The organism is Variovorax gossypii (genome assembly GCF_003965815.1).
In the GTDB taxonomy this organism is placed as follows: Bacteria; Pseudomonadota; Gammaproteobacteria; order Burkholderiales; family Burkholderiaceae_C; genus Variovorax; species Variovorax gossypii.
In genome coordinates, this window is the sequence record NZ_RXOE01000002.1 from 1,204,031 (window position 1) to 1,227,935 (window position 23,905).

The 23,905-nt window shown below is 67.0% G+C and carries 25 protein-coding genes; 19 read left to right on the forward strand and 6 right to left on the reverse strand.

The window, feature by feature from the left end; all coding sequences use genetic code 11:
- On the reverse strand, positions 1 to 447 hold the full coding sequence (locus EJP69_RS13255; protein ID WP_093198675.1) for a hypothetical protein: 447 nt from the start codon (positions 445 to 447) through the stop codon (positions 1 to 3).
- Complete coding sequence (locus tag EJP69_RS13260; RefSeq protein WP_093198678.1) at positions 444 to 968, reverse strand: GNAT family N-acetyltransferase; 525 nt, start codon at positions 966 to 968, stop codon at positions 444 to 446. The genes EJP69_RS13255 and EJP69_RS13260 overlap by 4 nt, the downstream gene beginning before the upstream one ends.
- Positions 969 to 1,148: 180 nt before the next feature.
- Between EJP69_RS13260 and rpsP the strand changes: the two genes are divergently transcribed.
- The 8 genes from rpsP to EJP69_RS13300 all read left to right on the forward strand — a co-directional run bounded on the left by rpsP (position 1,149) and on the right by EJP69_RS13300 (position 7,331).
- Complete coding sequence (gene rpsP / locus EJP69_RS13265; protein WP_093198680.1) at positions 1,149 to 1,412, forward strand: 30S ribosomal protein S16; 264 nt, start codon at positions 1,149 to 1,151, stop codon at positions 1,410 to 1,412.
- A 15-nt stretch (positions 1,413 to 1,427) separates the two neighbouring features.
- Positions 1,428 to 1,982: a ribosome maturation factor RimM gene (gene rimM / locus EJP69_RS13270; RefSeq protein WP_093198682.1), complete on the forward strand. Its 555-nt coding sequence runs from the start codon at positions 1,428 to 1,430 to the stop codon at positions 1,980 to 1,982.
- A 17-nt stretch (positions 1,983 to 1,999) separates the two neighbouring features.
- On the forward strand, positions 2,000 to 2,752 hold the full coding sequence (trmD, locus tag EJP69_RS13275) for a tRNA (guanosine(37)-N1)-methyltransferase TrmD (RefSeq protein WP_093198684.1): 753 nt from the start codon (positions 2,000 to 2,002) through the stop codon (positions 2,750 to 2,752).
- A 111-nt stretch (positions 2,753 to 2,863) separates the two neighbouring features.
- The gene (gene rplS / locus EJP69_RS13280; RefSeq protein ID WP_093198687.1) at positions 2,864 to 3,244 is read left to right on the forward strand and encodes a 50S ribosomal protein L19; all 381 of its coding nucleotides are present in this window, start codon (positions 2,864 to 2,866) and stop codon (positions 3,242 to 3,244) included.
- Positions 3,245 to 3,370: 126 nt separating this feature from the next.
- Complete coding sequence (locus EJP69_RS13285; RefSeq protein WP_093307044.1) at positions 3,371 to 4,114, forward strand: CoA pyrophosphatase; 744 nt, start codon at positions 3,371 to 3,373, stop codon at positions 4,112 to 4,114.
- A gap of 52 nt (positions 4,115 to 4,166) precedes the next feature.
- On the forward strand, positions 4,167 to 5,168 hold the full coding sequence (locus tag EJP69_RS13290; protein WP_093198692.1) for a CobD/CbiB family protein: 1,002 nt from the start codon (positions 4,167 to 4,169) through the stop codon (positions 5,166 to 5,168).
- 23 nt (positions 5,169 to 5,191) lie between these two features.
- Entirely contained in the window at positions 5,192 to 6,292 is a 1,101-nt protein-coding gene (gene hisC, locus EJP69_RS13295; RefSeq protein WP_093198694.1) for a histidinol-phosphate transaminase, read from the forward strand.
- A gap of 13 nt (positions 6,293 to 6,305) precedes the next feature.
- The gene (locus tag EJP69_RS13300) at positions 6,306 to 7,331 is read left to right on the forward strand and encodes a hypothetical protein (RefSeq protein WP_093198697.1); all 1,026 of its coding nucleotides are present in this window, start codon (positions 6,306 to 6,308) and stop codon (positions 7,329 to 7,331) included.
- Positions 7,332 to 7,356: 25 nt separating this feature from the next.
- On the opposite strand, the gene rsgA is transcribed toward EJP69_RS13300, so the two are convergent.
- The 3 genes from rsgA to EJP69_RS13315 are packed head-to-tail and all read right to left on the reverse strand — an operon-like array spanning position 7,357 to position 9,979.
- Positions 7,357 to 8,313 (reverse strand): ribosome small subunit-dependent GTPase A, encoded by a 957-nt coding sequence (rsgA, locus tag EJP69_RS13305; protein ID WP_093198699.1) that lies wholly within the window; start codon positions 8,311 to 8,313, stop codon positions 7,357 to 7,359.
- Positions 8,314 to 8,328: 15 nt separating this feature from the next.
- Entirely contained in the window at positions 8,329 to 8,682 is a 354-nt protein-coding gene (locus EJP69_RS13310) for a 4a-hydroxytetrahydrobiopterin dehydratase (protein WP_093198703.1), read from the reverse strand.
- Positions 8,683 to 8,716: 34 nt separating this feature from the next.
- A complete protein-coding gene (locus EJP69_RS13315; RefSeq protein ID WP_126470541.1) occupies positions 8,717 to 9,979 on the reverse strand; it encodes a M48 family metallopeptidase in 1,263 nt (420 codons plus the stop codon).
- A gap of 59 nt (positions 9,980 to 10,038) precedes the next feature.
- Here EJP69_RS13315 and orn point away from each other — a divergent pair, with 59 nt between their 5' ends.
- From orn to EJP69_RS13345, 6 genes are all read left to right on the forward strand, one after another.
- Positions 10,039 to 10,635, forward strand: a complete 597-nt coding sequence (gene orn / locus EJP69_RS13320; RefSeq protein ID WP_093198709.1) for an oligoribonuclease — start codon at positions 10,039 to 10,041, stop codon at positions 10,633 to 10,635.
- Positions 10,636 to 10,890: 255 nt separating this feature from the next.
- Positions 10,891 to 12,753 (forward strand): DEAD/DEAH box helicase, encoded by a 1,863-nt coding sequence (locus EJP69_RS13325; protein WP_126470543.1) that lies wholly within the window; start codon positions 10,891 to 10,893, stop codon positions 12,751 to 12,753.
- Positions 12,754 to 12,978: 225 nt separating this feature from the next.
- Positions 12,979 to 14,052, forward strand: coding sequence for an NAD/NADP-dependent octopine/nopaline dehydrogenase family protein (locus EJP69_RS13330; RefSeq protein ID WP_126470545.1), 1,074 nt, complete (start codon positions 12,979 to 12,981; stop codon positions 14,050 to 14,052).
- Positions 14,042 to 15,049 (forward strand): 3-hydroxybutyryl-CoA dehydrogenase, encoded by a 1,008-nt coding sequence (locus tag EJP69_RS13335; protein ID WP_126470547.1) that lies wholly within the window; start codon positions 14,042 to 14,044, stop codon positions 15,047 to 15,049. The genes EJP69_RS13330 and EJP69_RS13335 overlap by 11 nt, the downstream gene beginning before the upstream one ends.
- Complete coding sequence (locus EJP69_RS13340) at positions 15,046 to 15,843, forward strand: alpha/beta fold hydrolase (RefSeq protein WP_126470549.1); 798 nt, start codon at positions 15,046 to 15,048, stop codon at positions 15,841 to 15,843. Before EJP69_RS13335 ends, EJP69_RS13340 begins: the two co-directional genes overlap by 4 nt.
- A gap of 5 nt (positions 15,844 to 15,848) precedes the next feature.
- Positions 15,849 to 16,724: a quinone oxidoreductase family protein gene (locus EJP69_RS13345; RefSeq protein ID WP_240652162.1), complete on the forward strand. Its 876-nt coding sequence runs from the start codon at positions 15,849 to 15,851 to the stop codon at positions 16,722 to 16,724.
- Between the two features lie 19 nt (positions 16,725 to 16,743).
- Here EJP69_RS13345 and EJP69_RS13350 read toward each other — a convergent pair whose 3' ends face one another.
- Complete coding sequence (locus EJP69_RS13350; RefSeq protein WP_093307056.1) at positions 16,744 to 17,220, reverse strand: MarR family winged helix-turn-helix transcriptional regulator; 477 nt, start codon at positions 17,218 to 17,220, stop codon at positions 16,744 to 16,746.
- A gap of 144 nt (positions 17,221 to 17,364) precedes the next feature.
- On the opposite strand from EJP69_RS13350, the gene EJP69_RS13355 reads away from it, so the two are divergent.
- Genes EJP69_RS13355 through EJP69_RS13375 form a run of 5 tightly spaced genes read left to right on the forward strand, consistent with a single transcriptional unit; the run spans position 17,365 to position 23,896 of the window.
- Positions 17,365 to 19,533, forward strand: a complete 2,169-nt coding sequence (locus tag EJP69_RS13355; RefSeq protein ID WP_126470553.1) for a thiamine pyrophosphate-dependent enzyme — start codon at positions 17,365 to 17,367, stop codon at positions 19,531 to 19,533.
- Positions 19,534 to 19,537: 4 nt separating this feature from the next.
- A complete protein-coding gene (locus EJP69_RS13360; protein ID WP_126470555.1) occupies positions 19,538 to 21,049 on the forward strand; it encodes an indolepyruvate oxidoreductase subunit beta family protein in 1,512 nt (503 codons plus the stop codon).
- A 15-nt stretch (positions 21,050 to 21,064) separates the two neighbouring features.
- On the forward strand, positions 21,065 to 22,057 hold the full coding sequence (locus EJP69_RS13365; RefSeq protein WP_126470557.1) for a PDR/VanB family oxidoreductase: 993 nt from the start codon (positions 21,065 to 21,067) through the stop codon (positions 22,055 to 22,057).
- A gap of 31 nt (positions 22,058 to 22,088) precedes the next feature.
- The gene (locus EJP69_RS13370; protein ID WP_126470559.1) at positions 22,089 to 23,402 is read left to right on the forward strand and encodes an aromatic ring-hydroxylating dioxygenase subunit alpha; all 1,314 of its coding nucleotides are present in this window, start codon (positions 22,089 to 22,091) and stop codon (positions 23,400 to 23,402) included.
- Complete coding sequence (locus EJP69_RS13375) at positions 23,402 to 23,896, forward strand: aromatic-ring-hydroxylating dioxygenase subunit beta (protein WP_126470561.1); 495 nt, start codon at positions 23,402 to 23,404, stop codon at positions 23,894 to 23,896. The genes EJP69_RS13370 and EJP69_RS13375 overlap by 1 nt, the downstream gene beginning before the upstream one ends.
- Positions 23,897 to 23,905 lie beyond the last annotated feature (9 nt).

Genomic DNA, 23,905 nt, shown 5'->3' on the forward strand with positions numbered 1-23,905 from the left:
CTACTGGGAGATCTTCCGCCCCTCTTCGATCTGGTGCTCGAAGTACCGCTGGAAGCTGAACACGATGCTGGCCATCAGGATCGTGCTGCCGAAGAAGAGGGCCAGCACGACGGCGCCGATGGTGAACCAGTTGGTGCGGCCGGGTTCGGCGTCGGCCGGTGCGCTGGCGTTGAAGCGGGCGTTCCACTTCTCGGGCGTCATGAGGCCGTAGACGATGGCCATCAGCGCGCAGCCTGCGATGGTGAAGCCCAGCAGGGGAATCAGCGCCCAACTCAGGCCGTCGTCCACGCCGTACATGCGCACGCGCTCGATGCCGTAGACGCCCAGTGCCGTGGGAATGGGCAGCAGCCAACCGAGCCAGTCGCCCATGCCGCGCAGATAGAAGCGATGCAGCCCGAGCGGGCCTCCGAGGAGGGAGAGCCAGGCGGCGAAGGTCTTGTTTTTCATTCGGGTCTGGTGGTGCTGCCTTCGCCGAGCACCTTTTCCATCAATACGACGTCACGCCATTCGCCGAACTTCCAGCCGCAGTCCTTCAGCACGCCGACGTGCGTGAAGCCCTGGCTGCGATGCACGCCGATGGAGCCTGCGTTGGCCGAGTCGCCGATCACCGCGATCAGCTTGCGCACGCCTGCCGCCTCGGCTGCCTGCGACAGCGCTGCCAGCAGCTTGGTGCCGAGACCCTTGCCGCGTGCTGACTCCGACACGTAGATCGAGTCTTCGGCCGAGAAACGGTAGGCTGGGCGCGGCTTGAACCAGTTGCAGTAGGCAAAACCCAACACTTTTCCGTCTTCCTCTGCGACCACGTACGGCAGGTTTTTAGCCAGCACGTCGGCGCGGCGCGATGTCATGTCGGCAGGGGAAGGAGGCTCCGTCTCGAAGGTGCCCGTGCCGTGCAGCACGTGGTGGGCATAGATGGCGGTGATGGCTGCGATGTCTTCTTCGCGGCTGGGGCGGATGGCAAGGGGCATGCGGATGGAAACGGCTGGCGCAGGGCCGGAATTGGGGGAAAACGCTTGTCGGGCTATAATCGCGGGCTTTTCAGCGTGTCGCTGGCCGGGTGGCCATGTCGCGTGTCTCGACGCTGGAAGAACATTGTGAGCAGGCCTTCTTTTCATCCACTAGGCTTGCTGACCACCCAAGGATAAATCATGGTCGTCATTCGACTCTCCCGCGGCGGCTCCAAAGGCCGTCCGTTCTTCAACATCGTCGTGTCGGACAAGCGCGTTCGCCGCGATGGCCGTTTCATCGAGCGCCTGGGCTTCTACAACCCGACCGCCAAGGAAAACGAAGAAAGCATCCGTATCGCCCAGGACCGTCTGGCGTACTGGAAGAGCGTCGGCGCACAAGCTTCGCCCACCGTTCTGCGCCTGATCAAGCAAGCTGCCTCGGCAGCTCCCAAGGCGGCAGCCTAAGCCGCCCGCACGGCGATGTTGCCTGCACTCGAAGCCGCCGAATTGCCGGCGGATGCGATCGAAGTGGGGCGCATCGCCGATGCCTGGGGCATCAAGGGCTGGTTCAAGGTCCTGCCCCACAGCGCCCAACCCGAGGCGCTTTTTTCTTCCAAGCGCTGGTTCCTGCAGGCTCCCGGAGCCTCGGCGAGCACAGCCTTCCGGCTCGCGATCCGCGAAGCCAAGGAACATTCCGATTGCATCGTCGCCACGTCCGCGGACGTGCCTGACCGCAACGCCGCCGAGGCGCTGCGCGGGGCGCGCGTGTTCGTGCCGCGATCGAGCTTTCCTACCGCTGGCGACGATGAGTACTACTGGGTCGACCTGATCGGCCTGTCGGTGGTCAACCGCGAAGGCGTGGTGCTCGGCACGGTGCGCGAGCTGCTCGCAACCGGCCCGCAGACCACGCTGGTGCTGGCCGCCGAGGAAGAGGGCAAGGCCATCGAGCGCATGGTGCCCTTCGTCTCCGCCTTCGTCGACAAGGTCGACCTGCCCGGGCGGCTCATCACGGTCGATTGGCAGCCGGACTACTGACCGGCGCCCCGCGCGACATGCGCTTCGACGTTCTCACGCTCTTTCCCGAGATGTTCGCGCCCTTCGTGGCCAGCGGCGTGACGCGTCGCGCCTACGAATCGGGACAGGTCGAGGTCGTGCTGTGGAATCCGCGCGATTTCGCGCAGGGCAACTACAAGCGCGTGGACGACCGCCCCTTCGGAGGCGGCCCCGGCATGGTGATGATGGCGGAGCCGCTGGCGGCCTGTCTCGATGCGGCGCTCGCGGCGCGTGGTGCCGGCGGCGAAGTGCCGGTCGTGCTGTTTTCCCCTATCGGCGAGGCGCTGCGGCACGAATCGGTCGAGCGCTGGTCGGCCAGCGAAGGGGCTGTGCTGATCTGCGGGCGCTACGAGGGCATCGACCAGCGCTTCATCGACTCGCGCATTACCCACCAGATCAGCCTCGGCGATTTCGTGCTTTCAGGCGGCGAGATCGCGGCGATGGCCCTGCTGGACGCCGTGGCCAGGCTGCAGCCCGGCGTGCTGGGCGACGAGGCCAGCCATGTCCAGGACAGCTTCAATCCTGCGCTCGACGGCCTGCTCGATTGCCCGCACTACACGAGGCCCGAGCAGTGGAACGGGCAGGGCGTGCCGGCGCCGCTGCTCTCGGGCCATCACGCCCAGATCGAGCGCTGGCGCCGCGATCAGCGACTTACGATCACGGCTGCTCGGCGGCCGGAGCTGATCGAGGCGGCCCGCGCTGCCGGGCGTCTTGGCAAGGCCGATGAGGCCGTGCTGAAAAAAAAGCTATAATTCCCAGTTCCCCGATCCTCTGTCCGGCCGCGTCCGGTCTTCTTGCGGTTCTTTCCGCGAAAGCCAAAGGCGCCTTTTGTGTAGCCCGGCACGATCGAATATCAGGAAATCATGAACCTCATCCAGACCCTCGAGCAGGAAGAAATCGCCCGTCTCGGCAAGACCATCCCCGAATTCATGCCCGGTGACACGGTCATCGTCAGCGTGAACGTCGTCGAAGGCACCCGCAAGCGCGTGCAGGCCTACGAAGGCGTCGTGATCGCCAAGCGCAATCGCGGCCTGAACAGCGGCTTCACCGTGCGCAAGATCTCCAGCGGCGAAGGCGTGGAACGTACCTTCCAGACCTACAGCCCGCTGATCGCCGGCATCGAAGTCAAGCGTCGTGGCGATGTGCGCCGCGCCAAGCTGTACTACCTGCGCGACCGCAGCGGCCGTTCGGCACGTATCAAGGAAAAGCTGCCGAGCAAGTCGACGGCTGCATCGGCCGCGTAATAGCTGCCTTCCTGTCGTGCAAAAAGCCGCCGCTCTGGCGGCTTTTTGCATTGTTGCCCCCGCTCAGCGACAACTTTCCCTTTTTCCGCTCTACTTCGTCCACCCGACTCCGGTACCTTTCATCTCTTGACCAACTCGTCCACTTCCCCGCAGGCCGCCTCCGCCGAAATCGTCAACGCCGTGGCGCCGCCCACGCTGCTGCAGTTCGACCCGCGCAAGGTGCCTTTCGTGGCTGGGGAAGTCCAGGGGTTGCCGGCTGTGGCGGCCTCGCAGCTGACGGCACAGGCGCTGCGGTCGCGCTTCGCCACCCCGCCTGCCTGGACGCCCGAGCTGCGCCGTGAGCCGAAGATGACCGACCGCGTTCCCGCGCAGGCCGCTGTGCTGGTGCCCATCGTGCAGCGCCCGCAAGGCGCGACGGTGCTGCTGACCGAGCGCACCTCGAACCTGTCGACTCATTCGGGGCAGGTCGCCTTCCCCGGCGGCCGCGTCGACCCGGAGGACGCCAACATCGCAGCCGCCGCGCTGCGCGAGGCCTGGGAAGAAGTCGGCCTCTCCGCGCAGTACATCGAGGTGCTCGGCAGCCTGCCGACCTATACGACGGTGACTTCGTTCATCGTGACGCCGGTGGTCTCGCTGGTTCAGCCCGACTTCGAACTCACCATCAATCCTTATGAGGTAGCAGAGGCCTTCGAGGTGCCGCTCGCGTGGCTGATGGATCCGGCCAATCATCGCCACCACACCGTGCCCGCACCCGACGGCACGCGGCGCCAGTGGTACTCGATGCCCTATCAGGACGGTGCCGATGAGCGTTTCGTGTGGGGCGCGACCGCCGGCATGCTGCGCAATCTCTACCATTTCCTCGCTGCCTGAGACGAGTCTGAATACGGCCTGAACCTTCGGGCGCTCTCGCTATCATCGAAGGATGAGCTTTTTTGCCATCCTGTGCGCTCTGTTGATCGAGCAGGTGCGGCCCCTGGGCCCGCACAACCCCGTGTACGGCGCGGTGCTGGCGTGGACACGCTGGACCAGCCGCAACTTCGACGCGGGCAAGCCGCATCACGGATGGATCGCCTGGGGGCTCGCGGTCTTCGTGCCGACGATCGGCGCACTTGGCATTCACTGGCTTCTGGTGCTCACGCTGGGCCTGCCGTTCGCGGTGCTCTGGAGCATTGCCGTGCTCTACGTCACGCTGGGCTTCCGGCAGTTCAGCCACCACTTCACCGACATCCGAGATGCGCTCGACGAGGGCGATGAGCCGCTGGCGCGCTCGCTGCTCGCGCACTGGCAGGGCGTCGACGCGGCCGATCTCCCGCGCAGCGAGATCGTGCGCCACGTCATCGAGCACTCGGTGATCGCCGCGCACCGCCATGTGTTCGGCGTGCTCGCATGGTTCTCGATCATCGCGGCCATCGGACTCGGCCCGGCGGGTGCCGTGTTCTACCGCATGAGTGAGTTCGTCTCCCGCTACTGGGCGCACAAGAACGGCGCCGCGATCCAGCCTTCGAGCATTGCCGTTCAGGAGGCCGCCGATCGCGCATGGCACGCCATCGACTGGCTGCCCGCGCGCATCACCGCGCTGGGCTTCGCGGTGGTCGGCAGCTTCGAGGAAGCGATCGACTGCTGGCGCAACGACGCACAGCGCTTTCCCAACGAGAACGACGGCGTGATCCTTGCGGCCACCTCGGGCGCCGTGAATGTGCGCCTGGGCGGCGGCTCGCTGCGTCCGATCCCGGTTGCCGATCCGCTTCCGCGCGCCCAGGCCGGCGAATCGCTGGCCGACGGCCGCCGCACCGACAGCGGCAGCACGCCGGGGCGTGAACCCGAGCCCGGCCACCTGCGCAGCGTGGTGGGGCTGGTCTGGCGCTCGGTCGTGATGTGGATGGTGCTGCTGGCCTTGCTGACCCTGGCTCGCCTGCTCGGCTGAGCGGCAAAGGAACGCACAAGCCCATGACGCAAGAAGGACAACCGGCGCCTGTCTTCTGGAGCCCGCGCATCGCCGCGCTCGAGCCCTACGTGCCCGGCGAACAGCCGCGCATCGAGAACCTCGTCAAGCTCAACACCAACGAGAACCCGTACCCGCCGTCTCCGGTGGCCATCGAGGCCATCCGGCGCGCGGCAGAGAACGGCCTGCAGCTCTATCCCGATCCCACCTCGCTCGCATTGCGCGAGGCCGTGGCGCGGCGGCACGATCTGAAGGCTGAGCAAGTGTTCGCAGGCAACGGCTCCGACGAAGTGCTGGCGCACGCCTTCTTCGCGTTCTTCCAGCAGGCCGAGCCGCTGCTGATGCCCGACGTGAGCTACAGCTTCTACAAGGTCTATGCGCAGCTCTACGGCATTGCCTGCGAGCAGCAGCCCGTGGACGAGGGATTGCGCATCGACGTCGATGCCCTCGCGGCGCGTGCGCGCCAAGGCTGTGCGGGCATCGTCATCGCGAACCCGAATGCGCCGACGGGCATCGGCCTGCCGTTGTCGCGCATCGAGCAATTGCTCGAAGCCTGCACCGATCGCGTGGTGCTGGTCGACGAGGCCTATGTCGATTTCGGCGGCGAGAGCGCGTTGCCGCTGATCGACAGGTATCCGAACCTGCTGGTGGTGCAGACCCTCTCCAAGTCGCGCTCGCTGGCCGGCCTGCGCGTCGGCTTTGCCTGCGGTCAGGCGCACCTGGTCGATGCGCTGGTGCGCGTGAAGGACAGCTTCAACTCTTACCCGCTCGACAGGCTGGCATCCGCGGGCTCGGTCGCCGCGCTCGAAGACGAAGACTGGTTTCGCAGCACCCGGAATAAGATCGTCGACACCCGCGAGGGACTATGCCTCCAGCTCGAGGACCTGGGCTTCGAGGTGCTGCCGTCGCAGGCCAATTTCGTCTTCGTACGCCATCCGCAACGCGACGCTGCGGAACTGGCTTCGCTGCTGCGCCGGCGCGCGGTGCTGGTGCGGCATTTCAGGCAGCCGCGCATCGCGCAGTACCTGCGCATCAGCATCGGCACGCGGGAGCAGTGCAGCACGCTGGTCCGGCATCTGCAGGACATTCTCAATCCATCCCCCTGAAGGACTCTCTGGCATGTCGACATACGACACCGATCCACGCGCCGAGGCCTGCGCAAGCTTCTGGCAGGCCGTGAGCACCCGGCTCGAGAGCCTTCGCGCCTTGCCTGCCCGCGAACTGATGGAGGGGCTCAACGCACTGCTGGAGCCTCACTTTCCGCGACTGGCCGCCGAGGTGGCAGGCGACCCGCCCGTGTTCAAGCTGGTGCTGACGGCGCACGGATCGGTGGACGACTTCGAAGACCTGATGATGCTCGTGCAGAACAGCCCGAAGCTGCCGAAGGTCGAGGTGGAGGCGTTCCGCCAGCGTTCGCGCGATGGCTTCGGCATGCGCATGAACAACTTCGAACTGGCGAGCTCCGAAGTCCTGGTGAAGCACGAAAGCTACCGGGGACGGGTGGCGCTGGAGATCGGCTTCGCCAAGCCGATCCCGATGGACATGCAGGACCATGCTCGCCACATGAGCCTCATCATGCTCGACCACATCCTGGGCGAGTACGACTTCGCGGTGAAGGTCGGCGCCGTCGACTATTGCGATGCCGATGCGCAGGCCGGTTTCGAAGGCGTGCCGCTCGACGATTTCGTGCCCCTGTTCGACGCCTGCTGGCGAGACGAACTCGGCCACACCGGCGTGTTTCCGCCGGGCGAGCATGCGTGGTCCGGCTTGAGCGCGACGCGCACCGCCGAGGACGGCCGCGAGATCGAGATGATCGTCATGCGCAACGACGTGGCGACCGCGCTGGTGGGGCGGGCCGACCTGTGCCATCGCCTGTCGGTGGCGGTGCCGGTCGAATCGGGCGAGGAACTGGAAGAGGCTCGCGCCTATGAAGACCGGTTGACGGCGCGGCTGCAGGTGCATGAGGCCGGCTGCTGCACGCACGTGGTGCTGGAGGAGGGCGTGCGCACCATTCACTTCCAGGTGGCCGATCCCGATGGCGCGATCTCGCAGGCGCAATCGCTGCAGGAAGACATGGATCTGGCGGTGGAGATGGAACTCGTCTTCGATCCCACCTGGCAGTCCTACCGGGTCTGGCTCGGCTGACGGACGAGACGAAGCTGCGCTTCGGTCAGTAGCGCTTCTGGCTCAGCTCGGCGAAGAGCTCGCCATAAATTCTGTAGCGGCTCGCGCTGATTGCGCCCGGCGCCTCGGCCGTCTCCACGTTCGCGATCACGCCGCAGCCCGGCTCGTGCAGGTGGGTGCAGTTGTAGAACTTGCAGTCGCCGGCATGCTCGGCGATGTCGGGCATGAGCCCGGCGAGCTGCATCGGCGCGATGTGGTTCAGGCCGAATTCCTGGAAACCCGGCGAGTCGATCAGGCCGGTGCTGCGGGCTTCGTCGATCCAGTACCAGGTGGTGCTCGTGGTCGTGTGCTTGCCCGAGTTCAGCGCCTGCGAAATCTCCTGCGTCAGCACGTCCGCGCCGGGCACAAGCAGGTTGGTGAGCGTGCTCTTGCCCGACCCGGACGGGCCCAGGACCAGTGTGCACTTGCCGGCGAGCAGCTTCATCAGGGAAGCGTGGTCTGCCTCCGCCGATGCCTTCAGCGAAAGCGGCAGCACGCCGTGGTGCATGCGGCGGTAGGGAGCGAGCCTGGCCCATGCGCGCTCGAAGGGCTCGATCAGGTCGCTCTTGTTGAGCGCGATGATCGGCGCGATGCGCTCGGCCTCCGCGGCGATCAGCGCGCGGGCCAGCTGGTGTTCGGAGAACTCCGGCTCGGCCGCGATCAGGATCAGCACGTGGTCGAGGTTGGCCGCGAACGACTTGGTGCGGATCTCGTCCTGCCGATAGAAGAGGTTGCGGCGCGGCAGCACCTGCTCGATGGTGCCTTCGTCTTCACTGGGCTGCCAGCGCACCCTGTCGCCGACCACCGCCTGGCTCTTCTTGCCGCGCGGATGGCAGATCAGCCGCTCGCCCGAGGGCGTTTCGACGATGCAGTGTCGCCCGTGGCTGGCAACGACGAGACCGTCCTGGAGTGCCTTCGCGGCTGTCGTGGCAGCCGAGGGTGCGGCGCGGCCGGATTTAGCCAAGGGCTCGATCCGTCATCAGGCGGCGGGAGCGGCACCGACCAGCGCGTCGGCCTGGCGGGCGCAGTCGAAATCGGTGACCGACAGGCCGCCCACGTCGTGCGTGTTGAAGCGCACCACGCAGCGGTTGTAGTGCACCGAAAGGTCGGGGTGATGGTCTTGCGTGTGCGCCACGAAGGCCAGCGCGTTCACGAACGCGATCGTCTCGAAGTAGTTGGCGAAGCCGAAGGTCTTTTCGATGGCGACATTGGCGCCGTCGCCGGTGAGCTTCCAGCCGTCGAGGCGCGCCAGGGCGGACACGATCTCGGTGGCGCTCAGCGCCTTGCGGGGAGGGAGGTTCTTCCAGTCCTTGGGCTTGAACATGCTGCTCATGATGGGCTTCTCCGGAATGTGGGGTTGGATCGGATCAGGCCGCCGTCGCCATGCGGGCGAGGCGCTCGGAAGCCGGAGGATGCGAGTAGTAGAACTTGACGAACACCGGGTCGGGTGTGAGCGTCGAGGCGTTGTCCTGGTAGAGCTTGAGCAGGGCGGCCGACAGGTCGGCACAGCTGGTCTGCGCCACTGCATAGGCGTCGGCCTCGAACTCGTGCTTGCGCGACAGCCGCGCGGGCAGCGGAGCGACGAAGAAGCCGAACACCGGCACCGCGAGCATGAAAAGCAGCAGTGCCAGTGCGCTGTTGGGCGCCGCCATATTGGGCTGCACGCCCAGGCCCGTGTAGAACCAGACCTGCGTCGACACCCAGCCCAGCAGCGCGAAGCCGGCCAGGCTCAGGGCGAACATCGCGATCAGCCGCTTCACGATGTGGCGGTGCTTGAAGTGACCCAGCTCGTGCGCGAGCACGGCTTCCACTTCGCCGGCATTGAGCTGGCGCAGCAGCGTGTCGTAGAACACCACGCGCTTGCTGGCGCCGAAGCCGGTGAAGTAGGCGTTGGCGTGGGCACTGCGCGTGCTGCCGTCCATCACGAACAGGCCCTTGGCGGCGAAGCCGCAGCGCTTCATGAGCGCCGTCACGCGTTCCTTGAGCTTGGGGTCGTCCAGCGGCTGGAACTTGTTGAACAGCGGGGCGATGAAGGTCGGGTAGATCAGCATCAGCAGCAGGTTGAAGCCCATCCACGCGCCCCAGGCCCACAGCCACCACAGCTGGCCCGCCGCGCCCATGAGCCAGAGGATCAGGGCGGCGATGGGCAGGCCGATCACCGCGCCCAGCAGCGTCGACTTGAGTGCGTCGGCCAGCCAGAGCTTCCAGGTCATCTTGTTGAAGCCGAAGCGCTCCTCGAGCCTGAAGGTCTGCCAGAGCGTGAAGGGCAGCTCCAGCAGGCCGCCGATGGCGGCGAAGAGCGCCAGCAGCACCAGTTGCTGCGCCATGCCGCCGCCGATCCAGTCCAGCAGGAGCTTGTTGAGCACATCGAGGCCGCCGAGCAGGGTCCAGCCGAGCAGCAGCGCGGCGCTCCACGCCATCTCGATCAGGCCGAAGCGTGCCTTGGCGATGGTGTAGTCGGCCGCCTTCTGGTGAGCGGCGAGGGTGATGGTCTGCGCGAAAGCGGCTGGCACGGCGCCGCGATGTTGTGCCACGTGGCGCACCTGCCGCGTGGCCAGCCAGAACTTCACGAGCAGGCCCGCGACGATCGCTGCCGCGAAGGCGATGGTGAAGATGAGCGAATAGGACATGGATCGGCGAGTTTAGCCCTCGCTATCCGGGGCCGCAGCCCTTCGACGACAATCCTGCGATGCCCGAATCCCTTGACCCGACGCCCCTCGCAGCCCCGCCGACACTGAAGAAAAGCGACCAGAACCTGGTCTGGCTGGACTGCGAAATGAGCGGCCTCGACCCCGAGAAAGAGCGCCTGCTCGAAATCGCCGTGGTCGTCACCGGCCCCGACCTCACGCCCCGCATCGACGGCCCCGTGCTCGTCATCCACCAGAGCGACGCCGTGCTCGACGGCATGGATGCCTGGAACAAGGGCACCCATGGCCGCAGCGGCCTGATCGACAAGGTCAAGGCCTCCACCCTCGACGAGGCCGCCGCCGAGCAGCAACTGCTGGAATTCATCGCCAAGTACATCCCGCGCAGCGGTTCGCCCATGTGCGGCAACACCATCGGGCAGGACCGGCGATTCCTCGTCAAGTACATGCCCAAGCTGGAGGCCTATTTCCACTATCGGAACCTCGACGTGAGCACGCTGAAGGAACTGGCCAAGCGCTGGAAACCCGCGGCGTACAACAGCTTCAAGAAGCAGCAGGCGCATACGGCGCTGGCGGACGTTCGCGAGTCCATCGAGGAGCTTGCCCACTACCGCGAGACCTTTTTGCGCCTCGCGGACTGAGTCAAGGTCACGGATTAGGTAAAAACCCGAATCCGTGCCATAATCGCAGGCTTCGCTGACAGGGCAGGTATTTTTGGCCCGGCCAGCGTTTCTTGCATCTCCCTATCTTGCACACCGCGCCCGATCGCATTCGCCGATCGAAAAGGGCCGCAGCCTCGGGCAATCGCCCGGAGTTGAATGTCGTTGGATGGTTGATGTTTTTAACCACCAACGGGGCGCCGCCTACGGCAGCGCTCGCGTTTGAGATTGACATTCATGACCGACGCTTTTGAAGCGCAGGGCGAGTTCGCGCCTGTGCAATCCGCTACCCACAACGAATTCACCGCCGCCACGGACACCGTGTCCGAGGCTCCCATCCTCGAAGCGCTGGACGGCACCGCTCCCGAAGCGGTTGCAGCCGAAGAGCCCGCCGCTCCCAACGGCTTCATCAAGCTGGGCCTCGCGCCCGAGCTGATTGCCGCCGTCGCGGACATGGGCTTCACCCAGCCCACCGCCGTGCAGGAAAAGGTCGTTCCCATCGCCATGGGCGACCAGGACGGCGCGGCCAAGTCGGCGCGCTTCGTCGACCTGATGGTTTCCAGCCAGACCGGCTCGGGCAAGACCGCCGCCTTCCTGCTGCCCGTGCTGCACACGCTGATCAAGCGCCAGGCCGAAGCCGAAGCCGAAGCCCGGGCCGAGTTCCAGCGCCTGGTCGCCGAAGCCGCTGCCCGCGGCGAAGCCCCGCCCAAGAAGCCGAAGCGCAAGGACCCGACCAACGCCCGCCATTTCAAGGCCGCCACCCCCGGCGCCCTGGTGCTGTGCCCGACGCGCGAACTCGCGCAGCAGGTCGCGCACGACGCCATCGAACTGGTTCGCCATTGCCGCGGCCTGCGCATCGCCAACGTGGTGGGCGGTATGCCCTACCAGCTCCAGATCGCGCGCCTGCAGAACGCCGACCTCGTGGTCGCCACGCCGGGCCGCCTGCTCGACCTGCAGCGCTCGATGCAGATCAAGCTCGACCAGGTCAAGTTCCTGGTGGTCGACGAAGCCGACCGCATGCTCGACCTGGGCTTTGCCGACGATCTGGCCGAGATCAACCAGCTCACCATCGAGCGCCAGCAGACCATGATGTTCAGCGCCACGTTCGCGCCGCGCATCCAGCAACTGGCCGCCCGCGTGATGCGCGAGCCGCAGCGCGTGACCATCGACAGCCCGCAGGAAAAGCACGCCAACATCAAGCAGGTGCTGTTCTGGGCCGACAACGCCCAGCACAAGCGCAAGCTGCTCGACCACTGGCTGCGCGACACCAGCATCAACCAGGCCATCGTGTTCGCGAGCACGCAGGTCGAGTGCGACGGTCTCGCCAACGACCTGCAGCAGGACGGCTTCAGCGCCGTCGCGCTGCACGGCGCGCTGAGCCAGGGCCTGCGCAACCGCCGCCTGATGGCGCTGCGCAACGGCCAGGTGCAGATCCTGGTGGCCACCGACGTTGCTGCGCGCGGCATCGACGTGCCGACCATCACCCACGTCTTCAACTTCGGCCTGCCGATGAAGGCGGAGGACTACACCCACCGCATCGGCCGCACCGGCCGTGCGGGCCGCGACGGCATCGCCGTCACCTTCGCCGAGTTCCGCGATCGCCGCCGGATCATGGACATCGAGCACTACAGCCGCCAGCAGTTCAAGGCCGATGTGATTCCGGGCATGGAGCCGCAGCAGCGCATGCCGCAATCGCGCCCCGACTTCGGCGGCCGCGGCCGTGAAGGCCACTCGCGCGACCGCAAGTTCGGCGGTGGCGGTGGCGGTGGTGGCTACCGTGGCGGCAATGGCGGCGGCTATGCCGGCGCCAGCGGCTTCAACGACCGCAACTCGCGTGGCCCGGGTGCACCGGGCCCGCGCGGCGGCTATCAGGGCCAGAACGCCGGCTTCGGCGGCGGCCGTGACGAAGGCGGCAACGGCGGCGGCTATGGCCGCAAGCCGGGCTGGGGCGACAGCGCTCCGCGCGGCGGCCACGGTCACGGCGGCGGTCGTGGCGACGGTGGCTTCGCGCCCCGTGGCAATGGCGCCGGCCATGGTGGTCCGGGCAAGGTTTTCGTGCCCCGCGATGCGCAGAAGCGCGCCTTCAAGCCCGGCCGCTGATCCATTCAGGAACGCAGCCTGACAGCTGCGCCATCCTTGCGAAAGCCCGCGTTCTCACGAGCGCGGGCTTTTTTCATTTCGGTCCGATTGCGGGTTTGCGAGCACGCAGATGTCCTTGGGTTTGATTGACATCTGAATCGATGAAAAGTAATGTAATGGCGCATTGCTTCCCCGGAGTCGCCCCGCGGCCGCCGGTTCATCGACACCTGCTTTTCGACTTTCGACATGAAAATTGCGATTCTTGGGGGTGGTCATGGCGCCTATGCGGCCGCCGCGGACCTGTCTGAAACCGGTCACGAGGTGCGCCTGTGGCGCCGCGACGCCAAGGCGCTCGAGCCGCTGCTGCGCGCCGGCGCCATCACGCTGAAGGACGCAGCAGGCGCGCGCGAGGTGCCCATTGCGCTGGTCACCGCCGACATCGGCGCCGCCATGCGCGACGCCGAGCTGATCGTCATCCCCACCCCCGCCATCGCCCAGCACGACATCGCTCTCGCGATGGCGCCGCACCTGGTCGACGGGCAGGTCGTGTTCCTGCCGCCGGGCACCTTCGGCAGCTACGTGATGGCGAAGACGGTGAGGGAGGCGGGCAGCCGCGCCGACGTCGCCTGGGCGGAGACCGGCACCTTGCCCTACCTGGCGCGCAAGCACGGCGAGCGCGAGGTCAACGTCACCATCCGCGCCATCCGCCTGCCGACCGGTGTCTATCCGGCCCGCAAGGAGGCACAGGCCATCGAAGTGATCCGCAGGGCCTACCCAGCCGTGCATGGTTGCGGCGACGCACTCTCTGGCGCGCTGATGAACGCGGGCCCCGTCATCCACCCGCCGCTGATGGTGATGAACGCAGCGCCGCTGCAGCACTTCGAGCGCTGGGACATCCACAACGAAGGCACGCAGCGCGCCGTGCGCGACGTGACCGACCGGCTCGACCAGGAGCGCGTCGCGGTGCGCGAGGCCTTCGGGCAGGGTGCGCCGCACTATCCGCTGGCCGACCACTACAACAACGACCAGTGGATGTACGGCGATGCCCACAAGCAACTCGTCAAGTCGGGCGACTGGCGGGAGAACATCGACCTGCACTCGCACCGCTATATCACCGAGGACACCGAGCTCGGCCTCGCTTTTCTGGCCTCGGCCGCGCGCCATGCGGGCGTGGATGCACCCATCGCGCATGGTCTGCTGGCCATCGTCGGCGGCTTCCTCGGGCGCGATCTGCGGCGCGGCCCTCGCACCTTCGAGAGCCTGGGCTTCGCCGGCCTGAGCACGGCGCAGCTCAAGCAGAGGCTTCACGATGGCGAATGAAGCGGCCTCTCTGTCACGCTTTGCCGCCGTGGGCGCCGGCCGCATGGGGCGCGGCATTGCCATCGCGTTCGCCTATGCCGGCCATCGCATCTCGCTGATCGACCTGCGCCCGCGCGGCGACGAAGCATGGCAGCGCCTGCGCGACGAAGCGAAGGCGGAGATCGAGGCCAGCCTCTCGGGCCTCGCCCAACTGGGCGTGATAGACGCATCGCAGGTCGGGCCCATCGCAGCGCGCGTGGAGCTCGTCGACGCAGCGGCCGCGCCGCGAGCGCTGGCCGCCGCCGAACTCGTGTTCGAAGGCGTTCCCGAAACCATGGAAGCCAAGCGCGAAGCCTTCGAGCACATCAACCGCCACTGCCGCGACGACGCGATCCTGACCTCGACCACCAGCAGCATCCTCGTGACGCAACTCGCGTCGCTCGTGCGGCTACCGGAGCGCTTCCTCAACATGCACTGGCTCAACCCGGCCTATGTGATTCCGGTGGTCGAGCTGAGCTGCCACCCAGGCACCGATGCAGCGGTGCTCGCGCGCACCAAGGCGCTGATGGAAGAGATCGGCAAGCTGCCCGTGGTCTGCGGCGCCTCGCCGGGCTACATCGTGCCGCGGCTGCAGGCGCTGGTGATGAACGAGGCTGCGCGAATGATCGAGGAGGGCGCGGCCACCGCCGAGGAGATCGACAAGGCCACGCGCTACGGCCTGGGCCTGCGCTTCGCCGCGCTGGGCGTGGTCGAGTTCATCGATTTCGGCGGCTGCGACATCCTGCATCACGCGAGCCGCGAGATGTCGGCCTCGCTCGACGCCGGTCGATACACCGCGCCGGCCATCGTCGGGAAGATGGTCGAGCAGGGGCGGCTCGGACTCAAGAGCGGCAGCGGCTTCTACGACTACGAAGGCCGCGACGTCGCAGCCTATCGGCGCGACGTGCTCTCGCGCACGCTCGGCGAACTGCGGCACGCCGGCCTGTGGCGCGCGCCTGCCGACCGGACCCTGTCATGAGCATCCGCCGTGCCTTCGCCGACCTGTCGGTGGGGCAGGTGCACTACGCGACCTGCGGCGATCCTGCATCGCCAGCGGTGTTGCTGCTGCACCAGTCGCCGCGCAGCTGGACCGAATATCGCGCGGTGCTTCCGCTGATCGGCGCGCATCGCCGGGCCATCGCGATGGACACGGCGGGCTTCGGCGACTCAGCCGATGGCGGCGTGCCGGCGAGCATCGAGCAGTGGGCGAGCGTGGCTCGCGAGCTGCTCGACGCGCTGAACATCACGCAGGTCGACGTGGTCGGGCATCACACAGGCGGCGTCGTCGCGGTCGAACTCGCGGCTGCGTTTCCGGAGCGCGTTCGCAGCCTGGTGCTGTCGTCCACGCCGTACACGGACGAGCCCTTCCGGAAGGCACGGGCTCAGCGTCCGCCGATCGACGAGGTCGCACCGAGCGAAGACGGCACTCACCTCGCCGCGCTGTGGCAGAAGCGGCAGGGCTTCTATCCACCAGGACGCCCCGATCTGCTCGAAGCCTTCGTGCTCGATGCATTGAAGGTCGAGCGCGTGGAGGAGGGGCACCGCGCCGTGGCGTCGTACCGCATGGAAGAGCGTATCGGCCGCGTCGTCCAGCCTGTGCTGATCGTGCGCGCTACCGAAGACCCGTTCGCCTCACCGCATGTGGCGGAGCTGCAGCATCACCTACCGCAGGCGCGCATCGTCGACATCGAGGGCGGCATGGTTCCTCTGCCCGACCAGATGCCCGAAGCCTTCGCGAGCGTGGTGCTCGACTTTCTGGAGGCGCTGCCTTGAAGGCCGTGCGCATTCATGGCTTCGATGCGACGCCCGTGCTGGAGGAGGTCGTCGATCCGACGCCTCGCCCTGGCCGCACCATCGTGCGCATGGAGGCCGCGACGGTCGGCCACATCGATCGCACCGTGTGGCGCGGGAACTTCCTGCGCCACCCGCCGCTGCCCTATACGCCGGGCGTGGAGGCTGCGGGTGTCGTCATCGAAAGCGGCCGCTACGAGGCCGGACAGCGCGTGTGGCTGCGCGGCAGCGGCCTCGGCACGCTCTTCGACGGCACCTGGTGCGAATTGATCGACGCCCCCGACGAAGCGCTGGGCCTGCTCCCGGATGCGGTGCCGATGACGCTCGGCGCTGCGTTCTTCTCGCCCACGACCTCCGCATGGGTGGCGTTGCACGAAGTCGCGAAGCTGCGGGCCGGCGAGCAGGTTCTTGTGACGGGTGCGAGCGGCGCTGTCGGCTCGCTCGTGATGCAGCTTGCACGCGATGCCGGTTGCGTGGCGACGGCTGTGGTGCCGGGCGAACCTTCTCCTGCGGTCGCCAGTGCCGACCTGTTGATCGACACGGTCGGCGCAGAGGTGCTTGCCGGAACGCTGCCTTCGGTGCGACCCGGCGGCCGCGCGGTGCTGATCGGCTACACCGCCGGCCCCACGCTCTCGCTCGACATCGCGCACTTTCTTCAGCGCGACGTGGCGTTGCTGCCTCTGAACATGTTCCGGCGGGAAGCAGAGGGCCGTGCCGCGGCACCCGAGTTGCTGGCGAGGCTGGCCGACGGCCGCCTGCATCTGGAGGTGCGTCCGTTCGCGCTCGCGGATGCCGCTGCCGCGCTCGACTGGATCGCGCAGCGCGGCCATCGCGGCCGCGCCGTTCTCGTGCCCCGCCTCTGAGCGACGGAGCCGGAGAGGTTCACTCTTCTTCCGGTTCGTCGCCCGGCACGCGCACGTGCAGGTCGATCATCTGCCGCAGCGTCTGCTTGAGCTCTTCCGCGCGTCGCAGCCCGAAGGGTTCGAGCACGCGCCGCTCGTGTTCGCGCGCCAGCTCCATCAGGTGCTCGACAGCCTTCAGGCCCTTGCGCGTGATGCGCACCAGCGTGATGCGGCGATCACTCTCGTGGGGCAGGCGCTCGACCTGTCCTCGTGCTTCCATGCGATCCAGCAGCCGCGTCACCGTGGGCTGCTTGGTCACTGTCACCTGCGCGAGCTGGCCGATGCTGATCGGCTCGCTGCCGGCGAGCGATGCCATCACGCGCCACTCCGACACGGAGAAGCCCTGCTGGCGCGCCACTTCGTGGAACTCCGAGGAGATCAGCTGGCTGGCCTGCGCCAGCAGCGCTGGCAGGTAGTCATCGACGAAGCGATGCGATTCGACGGGTTGATCAGCCATGAAGGCACCTCACAGTCGCCACGGGCACGCTGCTTGCATGTCTAGGGTAATTCATGATTGTGGATACATTCATTTGTCAACATTATAGAAAGCACGATGCAACTCCCAAGTCGCATCGTCCCACGACAGACAACAAGGACCCAGATGGCAGAGCGTTCATTCGTTGAAGAAGTCAAGAAACTGCGGCTTTCTGGTGGGGAAGTCTTCCGCGGCGAGGGCATTCTGGCGGTCACCAAGGCCCTTCTGGAGTCGGGAGTTTCCTACGTGGCGGGCTACCAGGGCGCGCCCATCTCGCACCTGATGGACGTGCTGGCCGATGCGCAGGACATCCTCTCCGAGCAGGGTATCCGCTTCGAGAACAGCGCGAGCGAAGCCACTGCTGCCGCCACGCTCGCAGCCTCCGTCAACTACCCGCTGCGCGGCGCCGTCACCTTCAAGGCCACCGTGGGCACCAACGTGGCTTCCGACGCACTGGCCAACCTGGCGTCGGGCGGCGTGACCGGCGGCGCTCTCATCATCGTGGGCGAAGACTACGGCGAAGGCTCCTCGATCATGCAGGAGCGCAGCCACGCCTTCGCGATGAAGTCGCAGATCTGGCTGCTCGATCCGCGCCCCAACCTGCCCAGCATCGTCGATGCGGTGAAGCAGGGCTTCGATCTCTCCGAAGCCAGCAACACGCCGGTGATGCTGCAGCTGCGCATCCGCGCCTGCCACGTGCATGGCCACTTCGTCGCGGGCGACAACAAGCGCGCGAAGTTCACGCTGAAAGATGCGCTCGAGAACCCGCAGCGCGACGTCGGCCGCATCGTGCTGCCGCCTGCGAGCTTCGTGCACGAGCAGGAGAAGGTGAAGGACCGCTGGCCCGCAGCCGTGCGTTTCATCGAGGAGCGCAAGCTCAACGAGTTCTTCTCTGAAGACGCCGATGACATCGGCATCATCGTGCAGGGCGGCAGCTACAACACCCTGATGCGCGCGCTGGAGCGCCTCGAGCTGGCCGACGTCTACGGCAACACCAAGGTGCCGCTGTACGTGATGAACGTGGCCTACCCCGTCATCGAGAGCGAGGTGATCCGCTTCTGCGAAGGCAAGCGCGCCGTGCTGGTGGTGGAAGAGGGGCAGCCCAATTTCGTCGAGCAGAACCTCGCGACCATCCTGCGCCAGGCCGGCTCCGCAACCGTGCTGCATGGCAAGGACACGCTGCCGGTGGCCGGCGAGTACACCGCCGCCGAACTGCTCAAGGGCGCACGCAGCTTCTGCGAGCGCTATGAACGCATAGCACCCTTGCCGGTGCCCGCGCCCGTGCGCAAGGTGATTCCGCTGATCGAGGTCGCCGAACCCGCAGTGCCCTCCACGTCATTGGGCGAAGTCGTTCACGCACGCCCGCCGGGCTTCTGCACCGGCTGCCCCGAGCGTCCCATCTTCAGCGCGATGAAGCTGGTCGAGCGCGAACTCGGCCCGCACCACGTGAGCGCCGACATCGGCTGCCACCTGTTCTCCATCCTGCCGCCCTTCAACATCGGCAACACCACCATGGGCTACGGCCTGGGCGGTGCGGGTGCCGCGGCGCTCAACGCGCCTGCAGGCAAGCGCGCGATCTCGATGATGGGCGACGGAGGCTTCTGGCACAACGGCCTGACCAGCGGCGTTGCCAACGCGGTCTTCAACAAGAGCGACAACCTCACCATCGTCGTCGACAACAACTACACCTCGGCCACCGGCGGGCAGGACATCCTCTCGTCGAATGCCGTCAACAAGACGCGCAGCACCGGCCACGAGATCGAGAGCGCGGTGCGCGGCGTGGGCGTCAAATGGGTGAAGACGCTGCGCCGCACCTACGACATCGCCGGCATGCGCGATGCACTCAAGGAAGCGCTGATCACCAGGGAGAAGGGCCCGAAGGTCCTGATCGCCCAGTCGGAGTGCATGCTCAACAAGCAGCGCCGCGAGAAACCGCTGGTGCGCAAGGCGATTGCCGACGGCAAGCGCATGGTGCGCGAGAAGTTCGGTGTCGACTCGGACACCTGCACCGGCGACCACTCCTGCATCCGCCTTTCGGGCTGCCCCTCGCTGTCGATCAAGCCCAACCCCGATCCGCTGCGCACCGACCCCGTCGCGACCGTGCTCGACAGCTGCGTGGGCTGCGGCGTGTGTGGCGAGGTCTCGCACGCCGCGGTGCTGTGCCCTTCGTTCTACAAGGCGCAGATCGTGAGCAACCCCAGCCGCTGGGACCAGCTGCGCGATCGCGTACGCGCGGCCGTCATCGGCTGGCTGCAGCGAGGCGAGGCACGCCGCCGTGAAGCCTATGCCTTCTGAAGCGATGACGAACACCAAGGCCCAACCGATCAAGATCGCGATCCTCGCCATGGGCGGGGAGGGCGGTGGCGTGCTCGCCGACTGGATCGTCGACATGGGCGAGGCCAACGGCTACGTCGCCCAGACCACTTCCGTGCCGGGCGTGGCCCAGCGCACCGGCGCGACCATCTACTACGTCGAGCTGTATCCCGTGGCGCAGGCCGACGCCGATGGCGGCACGCCGGTGCTGGCGCTGATGCCGCTGCCGGGCGACGTCGACGTTGTGCTCGCGTCGGAGCTTATGGAAGCGGGCCGTGCCGTGCAGCGCGGCCTCGTCACGCGCGAGCGCACTACGCTGATCGCCTCCACGCACCGCGTGTTCTCCATCGCGGAGAAAAGCGCGATGGGCGACGGCCGCGTCGACAGCGACCAGCTTCTCGCACACACCGCGAATGCGGCCAAGCGATTCATCCGCTTCGACATGGCGCAGGCCGCCGAGGCATCGGGCAGCGTGATCAGCGCCGTGCTCTTCGGCGCCCTGGCCGGCTCGGGCGTGCTGCCGTTCAGCCGCACACAGTTCGAGGCGACCATCGAGCGCGGCGGCGTGGGCGTGAAGCCCAGTCTCAAGGCCTTCGGAGCCGCTTTCACCCGCGCACAGGATGCCGGCGGCGATGAGCCCGCGAAAGAAGCGCCGGCTGCCGCCCAGGCTCCGCAGCCGCGCCACCCGGCCGTGCGCGCACTGGTCGAACGCGTGCAGCGCGACTTTCCTTTGCCCGCACAAGACCTGCTGCTCGAAGGCGTGCGCCGTCTCATCGACTACCAGGACCCTGCCTACGCCGGCCTCTACCTCGATCGCATGGCTGCGGTCGCAGCGCTGCCGGGCAGCGAAGACCATCGCCTGCTTCGCGAGACCGCGCGCCACCTCGCGCTCTGGATGTCCTACGAGGACACCGCCCGCGTCGCGGCCCTGAAGACCCGCGCCACCCGCTTCGAGCGCGTGCGCGGCGAGGCTCGCGTGCAGCCGGGCCAGGTGCTCGCCATCAACGAGTACATGCACCCGCGCCTGCAGGAAATCTGCGAGACCCTGCCCGGCGGCATCGGCCGCTGGCTGATGAACTCGACGCTGCCCAGGAAGATCGTCGAGCGCTTCACGCAGCATGGCCGCGTGATCCAGACCAGCTCCCTGCGCGGCTATCTCATGCTGCGCGCCGTGGCGGCATGCAGGCGCTGGCGCCTGTCGACCATGCGCTATGCCGAGGAGAACCGCCGCATCGAGGAATGGCTGCAACGCATCGCCGCCACCGCGCAGCGCAATCCCGAGCTCGCCGTGGAGCTTGCCCAGTGCCAGCGCCTCGTCAAGGGCTACAGCGATACGCACGAACGCGGCATCCGCAACTACGACACCGTGATGCGCGCCTTCGAGCGCGCGGGCGAGAGGCTCGCACCGGCCACGCTGCGCGAGCTGCGCGATGCAGCGCTTGCCGACGAGCACGGCCACAAGCTGCAGGCCGCGCTGGCGCAGCATGCACTGGCCTGAAGAGACGAGACGAAGATGACCGCTCCCACCGCCACCCTCTCGCTGTGCGTCGCCGAGACGCAGGCCTTGAACCCGTTGATCCGCATGCTTCGCCTGCGCGCCGAGGACGGCCGCGCGCTGCCCGGCTTCGCGGCCGGTGCCCATATCCGTGTGCAGGTATCGCTCGCCGATGGCAAGACCGACTGGCGCCACTACTCGCTCATCAACTTCGACAGCGCGCGCAACGCAACCAACGCACCGACCGAATACGTGATCGCGGTGCGCAAGGAGGCTGAAGGCCGTGGCGGCTCGCGCTTCATGCACGAAGGGCTGAAGGAGGGCGACACCATCGCCATCGAGCCGCCGAAGAACGACTTTCCGCTGCACACCGGCCCGGGCGGCACGGTGCTCGTGGCGGGCGGCATCGGAGTGACGCCGCTGGCCACTATGGCCGCGCGCCGCCGTGCCGAAGGCGCGGCCGTGCGGATGCACTACGCCGGCCGCAGCCGCGAGCTGATGGCCTTCCTGCCCGAACTGCAGGCGTTGCTGGGCGACGACCTGCGCGTGCATGCCGACGCCGAGGCCGGCGCGCCGCTGAACATCGACGCGCTGCTCGACAGCATTCCCGCCGGTGACCGCCTGTATGTCTGCGGCCCCAAGGTCATGCTCGACGCGGTGCTCGAGCGCACGCAGGCGCGCGGCTGGGAACACGACCGCGTGCACTTCGAGCTCTTCACCGAGCCTGTCGCGGAAGAGGGCGACCAGCCCTTCGAGGTCGAGCTTGCCCAGTCGGGCCAGCGCTTCACCGTGCCGGCGGACCAGAGCATCCTCGACTGCCTCATCGAGCACGGCTGCGACCCGATGTTCGACTGCAAGCGCGGCGAATGCGGCGTGTGCGCCGTGCCCGTGCTCGAAGGCGAGATCGACCACCGCGACTACGTGCTCACCGCCCGCGAGAAGGCGCAAGGCAACGTCATGCAGATCTGCATCTCGCGCGCCAAGGGTGCGCGCCTGGTGCTGGACATCTGAAGCAAGGATGAAGCAAGGAGCCACGAGAACCATGACCTCCTACAGAGACAACCCCGAAGCCATCCGCGCACTGGTGCAGAACGACCGCGTGCACCGCGACCTCTACACCAGCCAGGAGCTCTTCGAGCTGGAGCAGCAACACTTCTTTGCCAACACCTGGAACTACGTCGGCCACGAGAGCCAGCTGCCCAGGCCGGGCGACTGGATCAGCAACGAGATCGCCGGCCGCCCGCTGATCGTCGTGCGCCACTCCGACGGCAGCGTGCGCGCGATGATGAACCGCTGCGCCCACAAGGGCTCGCGCCTCGTCAACGGGCCCTGCGGCAACACCGGCAAGTTCTTTCGCTGCCCGTACCACGCCTGGACCTTCAAGACCGACGGCGCGCCGCTGGCGATTCCGCTGAAGACCGGCTACGAGAACACCCAGCTGCACGAATGCGAGTCGGGCAAGGGCCTGACCACCGTGAAGCACGTGCGCAGCCATCGCGGCTTCATCTTCGTGAAGATCAACGATGCCGGGCCTGACTTCGACGAGTACTTCGGCGACTCGCTGAGCTCCATCGACAACATGGCCGACCGCTCGCCCGAAGGCGAACTGGAAATCGCCGGCGGTTGCCTGCGCTTCATGCACCAGTGCAACTGGAAGATGTTCGTCGAGAACCTCAACGACACCATGCACCCGATGGTGGCGCACGAGTCCTCGGCCGGCACCGCCAAGCGCATGTGGGCCGACAAGCCCGAGAGCGAGCCCAAGCCCATGGCCGTGGAGCAGTTCGTGCCCTTCATGTCCGACTACAAGTTCTTCGAGGACATGGGCATCCGCACCTACGACAACGGCCACAGCTTTACGGGCGTGCATTTCAGCATCCACAGCAAGTACAAGGCGATCCCCGAGTACGACAACGCCATGAAGGCTCGCTACGGCGAGGAGAAAACCGCGCAGATCCTTGGCATGGCACGGCACAACACCGTGTACTACCCGAACCTCACGATCAAGGGCGCGATCCAGGCGATCCGCGTGGTCAAGCCGATCTCGGCCGACAGGACGCTGATCGAGAGCTGGACATTCCGCCTGAAGGGCGCACCGCCCGAGCTGCTGCAGCGCACCGCCATGTACAACCGCCTCATCAACTCGCCGTTCTCGGTGGTGGGCCACGACGACCTGCAGGCCTATCGCGGCATGCAGGCCGGCCTGCATGCCAGCGGCAACGAGTGGGTGAGCCTGCACCGCGACTACGACCCCGCCGAACTCCAGGGCGGCGAGATCACCACCGGCGGCACCAACGAGCTGCCGATGCGCAACCAGTACCGCAGCTGGGTGCAACGCATGACGGAGACGATGTGATGGCCGGCACCGCACCAGAAGTCACCCGCCAGGACCTGATCGACTTCGTCGTGAACGAGGCGCACCTGCTCGACACGCGCCGCTACGAGGAGTGGAATGCGCTCTTCACCGACGACGCCTTCTACTGGGTGCCGCTGATCCCCGACCAGGAAGACGGCCTCAACCACACCTCGCACCTCTACGAGGACAAGCTGCTGCGCGACCTGCGCATCGAGCGCCTGAAGAGTCCGCGTGCCTTCTCGCAGCAGCCGCCGAGCCGCTGCCACCACCTGCTGCAGGTGCCGGTGGTCGAGGAGTTCGACCCGGAAGCCAACCGCTACGTGGTGCGTACCTCGTTCCACTACACGGAGTCGCAGGGCGACGAGCTGCAGTTCTATGTCGGCACCTTCTTCCATCACCTCACGGTGCAGGACGGCGCGCTGCGCATGACGCTCAAGCGCGTCAACCTGCTCAACTGCGACGCGGCCCTGCCGGCCGTGCAGCTCTTCATCTGACGGGGACGC

Bases quoted from the DNA above. Each gene is read 5' to 3' on its own strand.
- EJP69_RS13315 (WP_126470541.1), bottom strand. From the start codon at position 9,979: ATGTCCTATTCGCTCATCTTCACCATCGCCTTCGCGGCAGCGATCGTC.
- EJP69_RS13310 (WP_093198703.1), bottom strand. From the start codon at position 8,682: ATGAGCAGCATGTTCAAGCCCAAGGACTGGAAGAACCTCCCTCCCCGC.
- EJP69_RS13365 (WP_126470557.1), top strand. From the start codon at position 21,065: ATGACCGCTCCCACCGCCACCCTCTCGCTGTGCGTCGCCGAGACGCAG.
- EJP69_RS13355 (WP_126470553.1), top strand. From the start codon at position 17,365: ATGGCAGAGCGTTCATTCGTTGAAGAAGTCAAGAAACTGCGGCTTTCT.
- EJP69_RS13340 (WP_126470549.1), top strand. From the start codon at position 15,046: ATGAGCATCCGCCGTGCCTTCGCCGACCTGTCGGTGGGGCAGGTGCAC.
- rimM (WP_093198682.1), top strand. From the start codon at position 1,428: ATGTTGCCTGCACTCGAAGCCGCCGAATTGCCGGCGGATGCGATCGAA.
- EJP69_RS13375 (WP_126470561.1), top strand. From the start codon at position 23,402: ATGGCCGGCACCGCACCAGAAGTCACCCGCCAGGACCTGATCGACTTC.
- EJP69_RS13325 (WP_126470543.1), top strand. From the start codon at position 10,891: ATGACCGACGCTTTTGAAGCGCAGGGCGAGTTCGCGCCTGTGCAATCC.
- EJP69_RS13350 (WP_093307056.1), bottom strand. From the start codon at position 17,220: ATGGCTGATCAACCCGTCGAATCGCATCGCTTCGTCGATGACTACCTG.
- EJP69_RS13335 (WP_126470547.1), top strand. From the start codon at position 14,042: ATGGCGAATGAAGCGGCCTCTCTGTCACGCTTTGCCGCCGTGGGCGCC.
- rplS (WP_093198687.1), top strand. From the start codon at position 2,864: ATGAACCTCATCCAGACCCTCGAGCAGGAAGAAATCGCCCGTCTCGGC.
- EJP69_RS13370 (WP_126470559.1), top strand. From the start codon at position 22,089: ATGACCTCCTACAGAGACAACCCCGAAGCCATCCGCGCACTGGTGCAG.
- rpsP (WP_093198680.1), top strand. From the start codon at position 1,149: ATGGTCGTCATTCGACTCTCCCGCGGCGGCTCCAAAGGCCGTCCGTTC.
- orn (WP_093198709.1), top strand. From the start codon at position 10,039: ATGCCCGAATCCCTTGACCCGACGCCCCTCGCAGCCCCGCCGACACTG.
- trmD (WP_093198684.1), top strand. From the start codon at position 2,000: ATGCGCTTCGACGTTCTCACGCTCTTTCCCGAGATGTTCGCGCCCTTC.
- hisC (WP_093198694.1), top strand. From the start codon at position 5,192: ATGACGCAAGAAGGACAACCGGCGCCTGTCTTCTGGAGCCCGCGCATC.
- EJP69_RS13255 (WP_093198675.1), bottom strand. From the start codon at position 447: ATGAAAAACAAGACCTTCGCCGCCTGGCTCTCCCTCCTCGGAGGCCCG.
- EJP69_RS13290 (WP_093198692.1), top strand. From the start codon at position 4,167: ATGAGCTTTTTTGCCATCCTGTGCGCTCTGTTGATCGAGCAGGTGCGG.
- EJP69_RS13260 (WP_093198678.1), bottom strand. From the start codon at position 968: ATGCCCCTTGCCATCCGCCCCAGCCGCGAAGAAGACATCGCAGCCATC.
- EJP69_RS13360 (WP_126470555.1), top strand. From the start codon at position 19,538: ATGACGAACACCAAGGCCCAACCGATCAAGATCGCGATCCTCGCCATG.
- EJP69_RS13330 (WP_126470545.1), top strand. From the start codon at position 12,979: ATGAAAATTGCGATTCTTGGGGGTGGTCATGGCGCCTATGCGGCCGCC.
- EJP69_RS13300 (WP_093198697.1), top strand. From the start codon at position 6,306: ATGTCGACATACGACACCGATCCACGCGCCGAGGCCTGCGCAAGCTTC.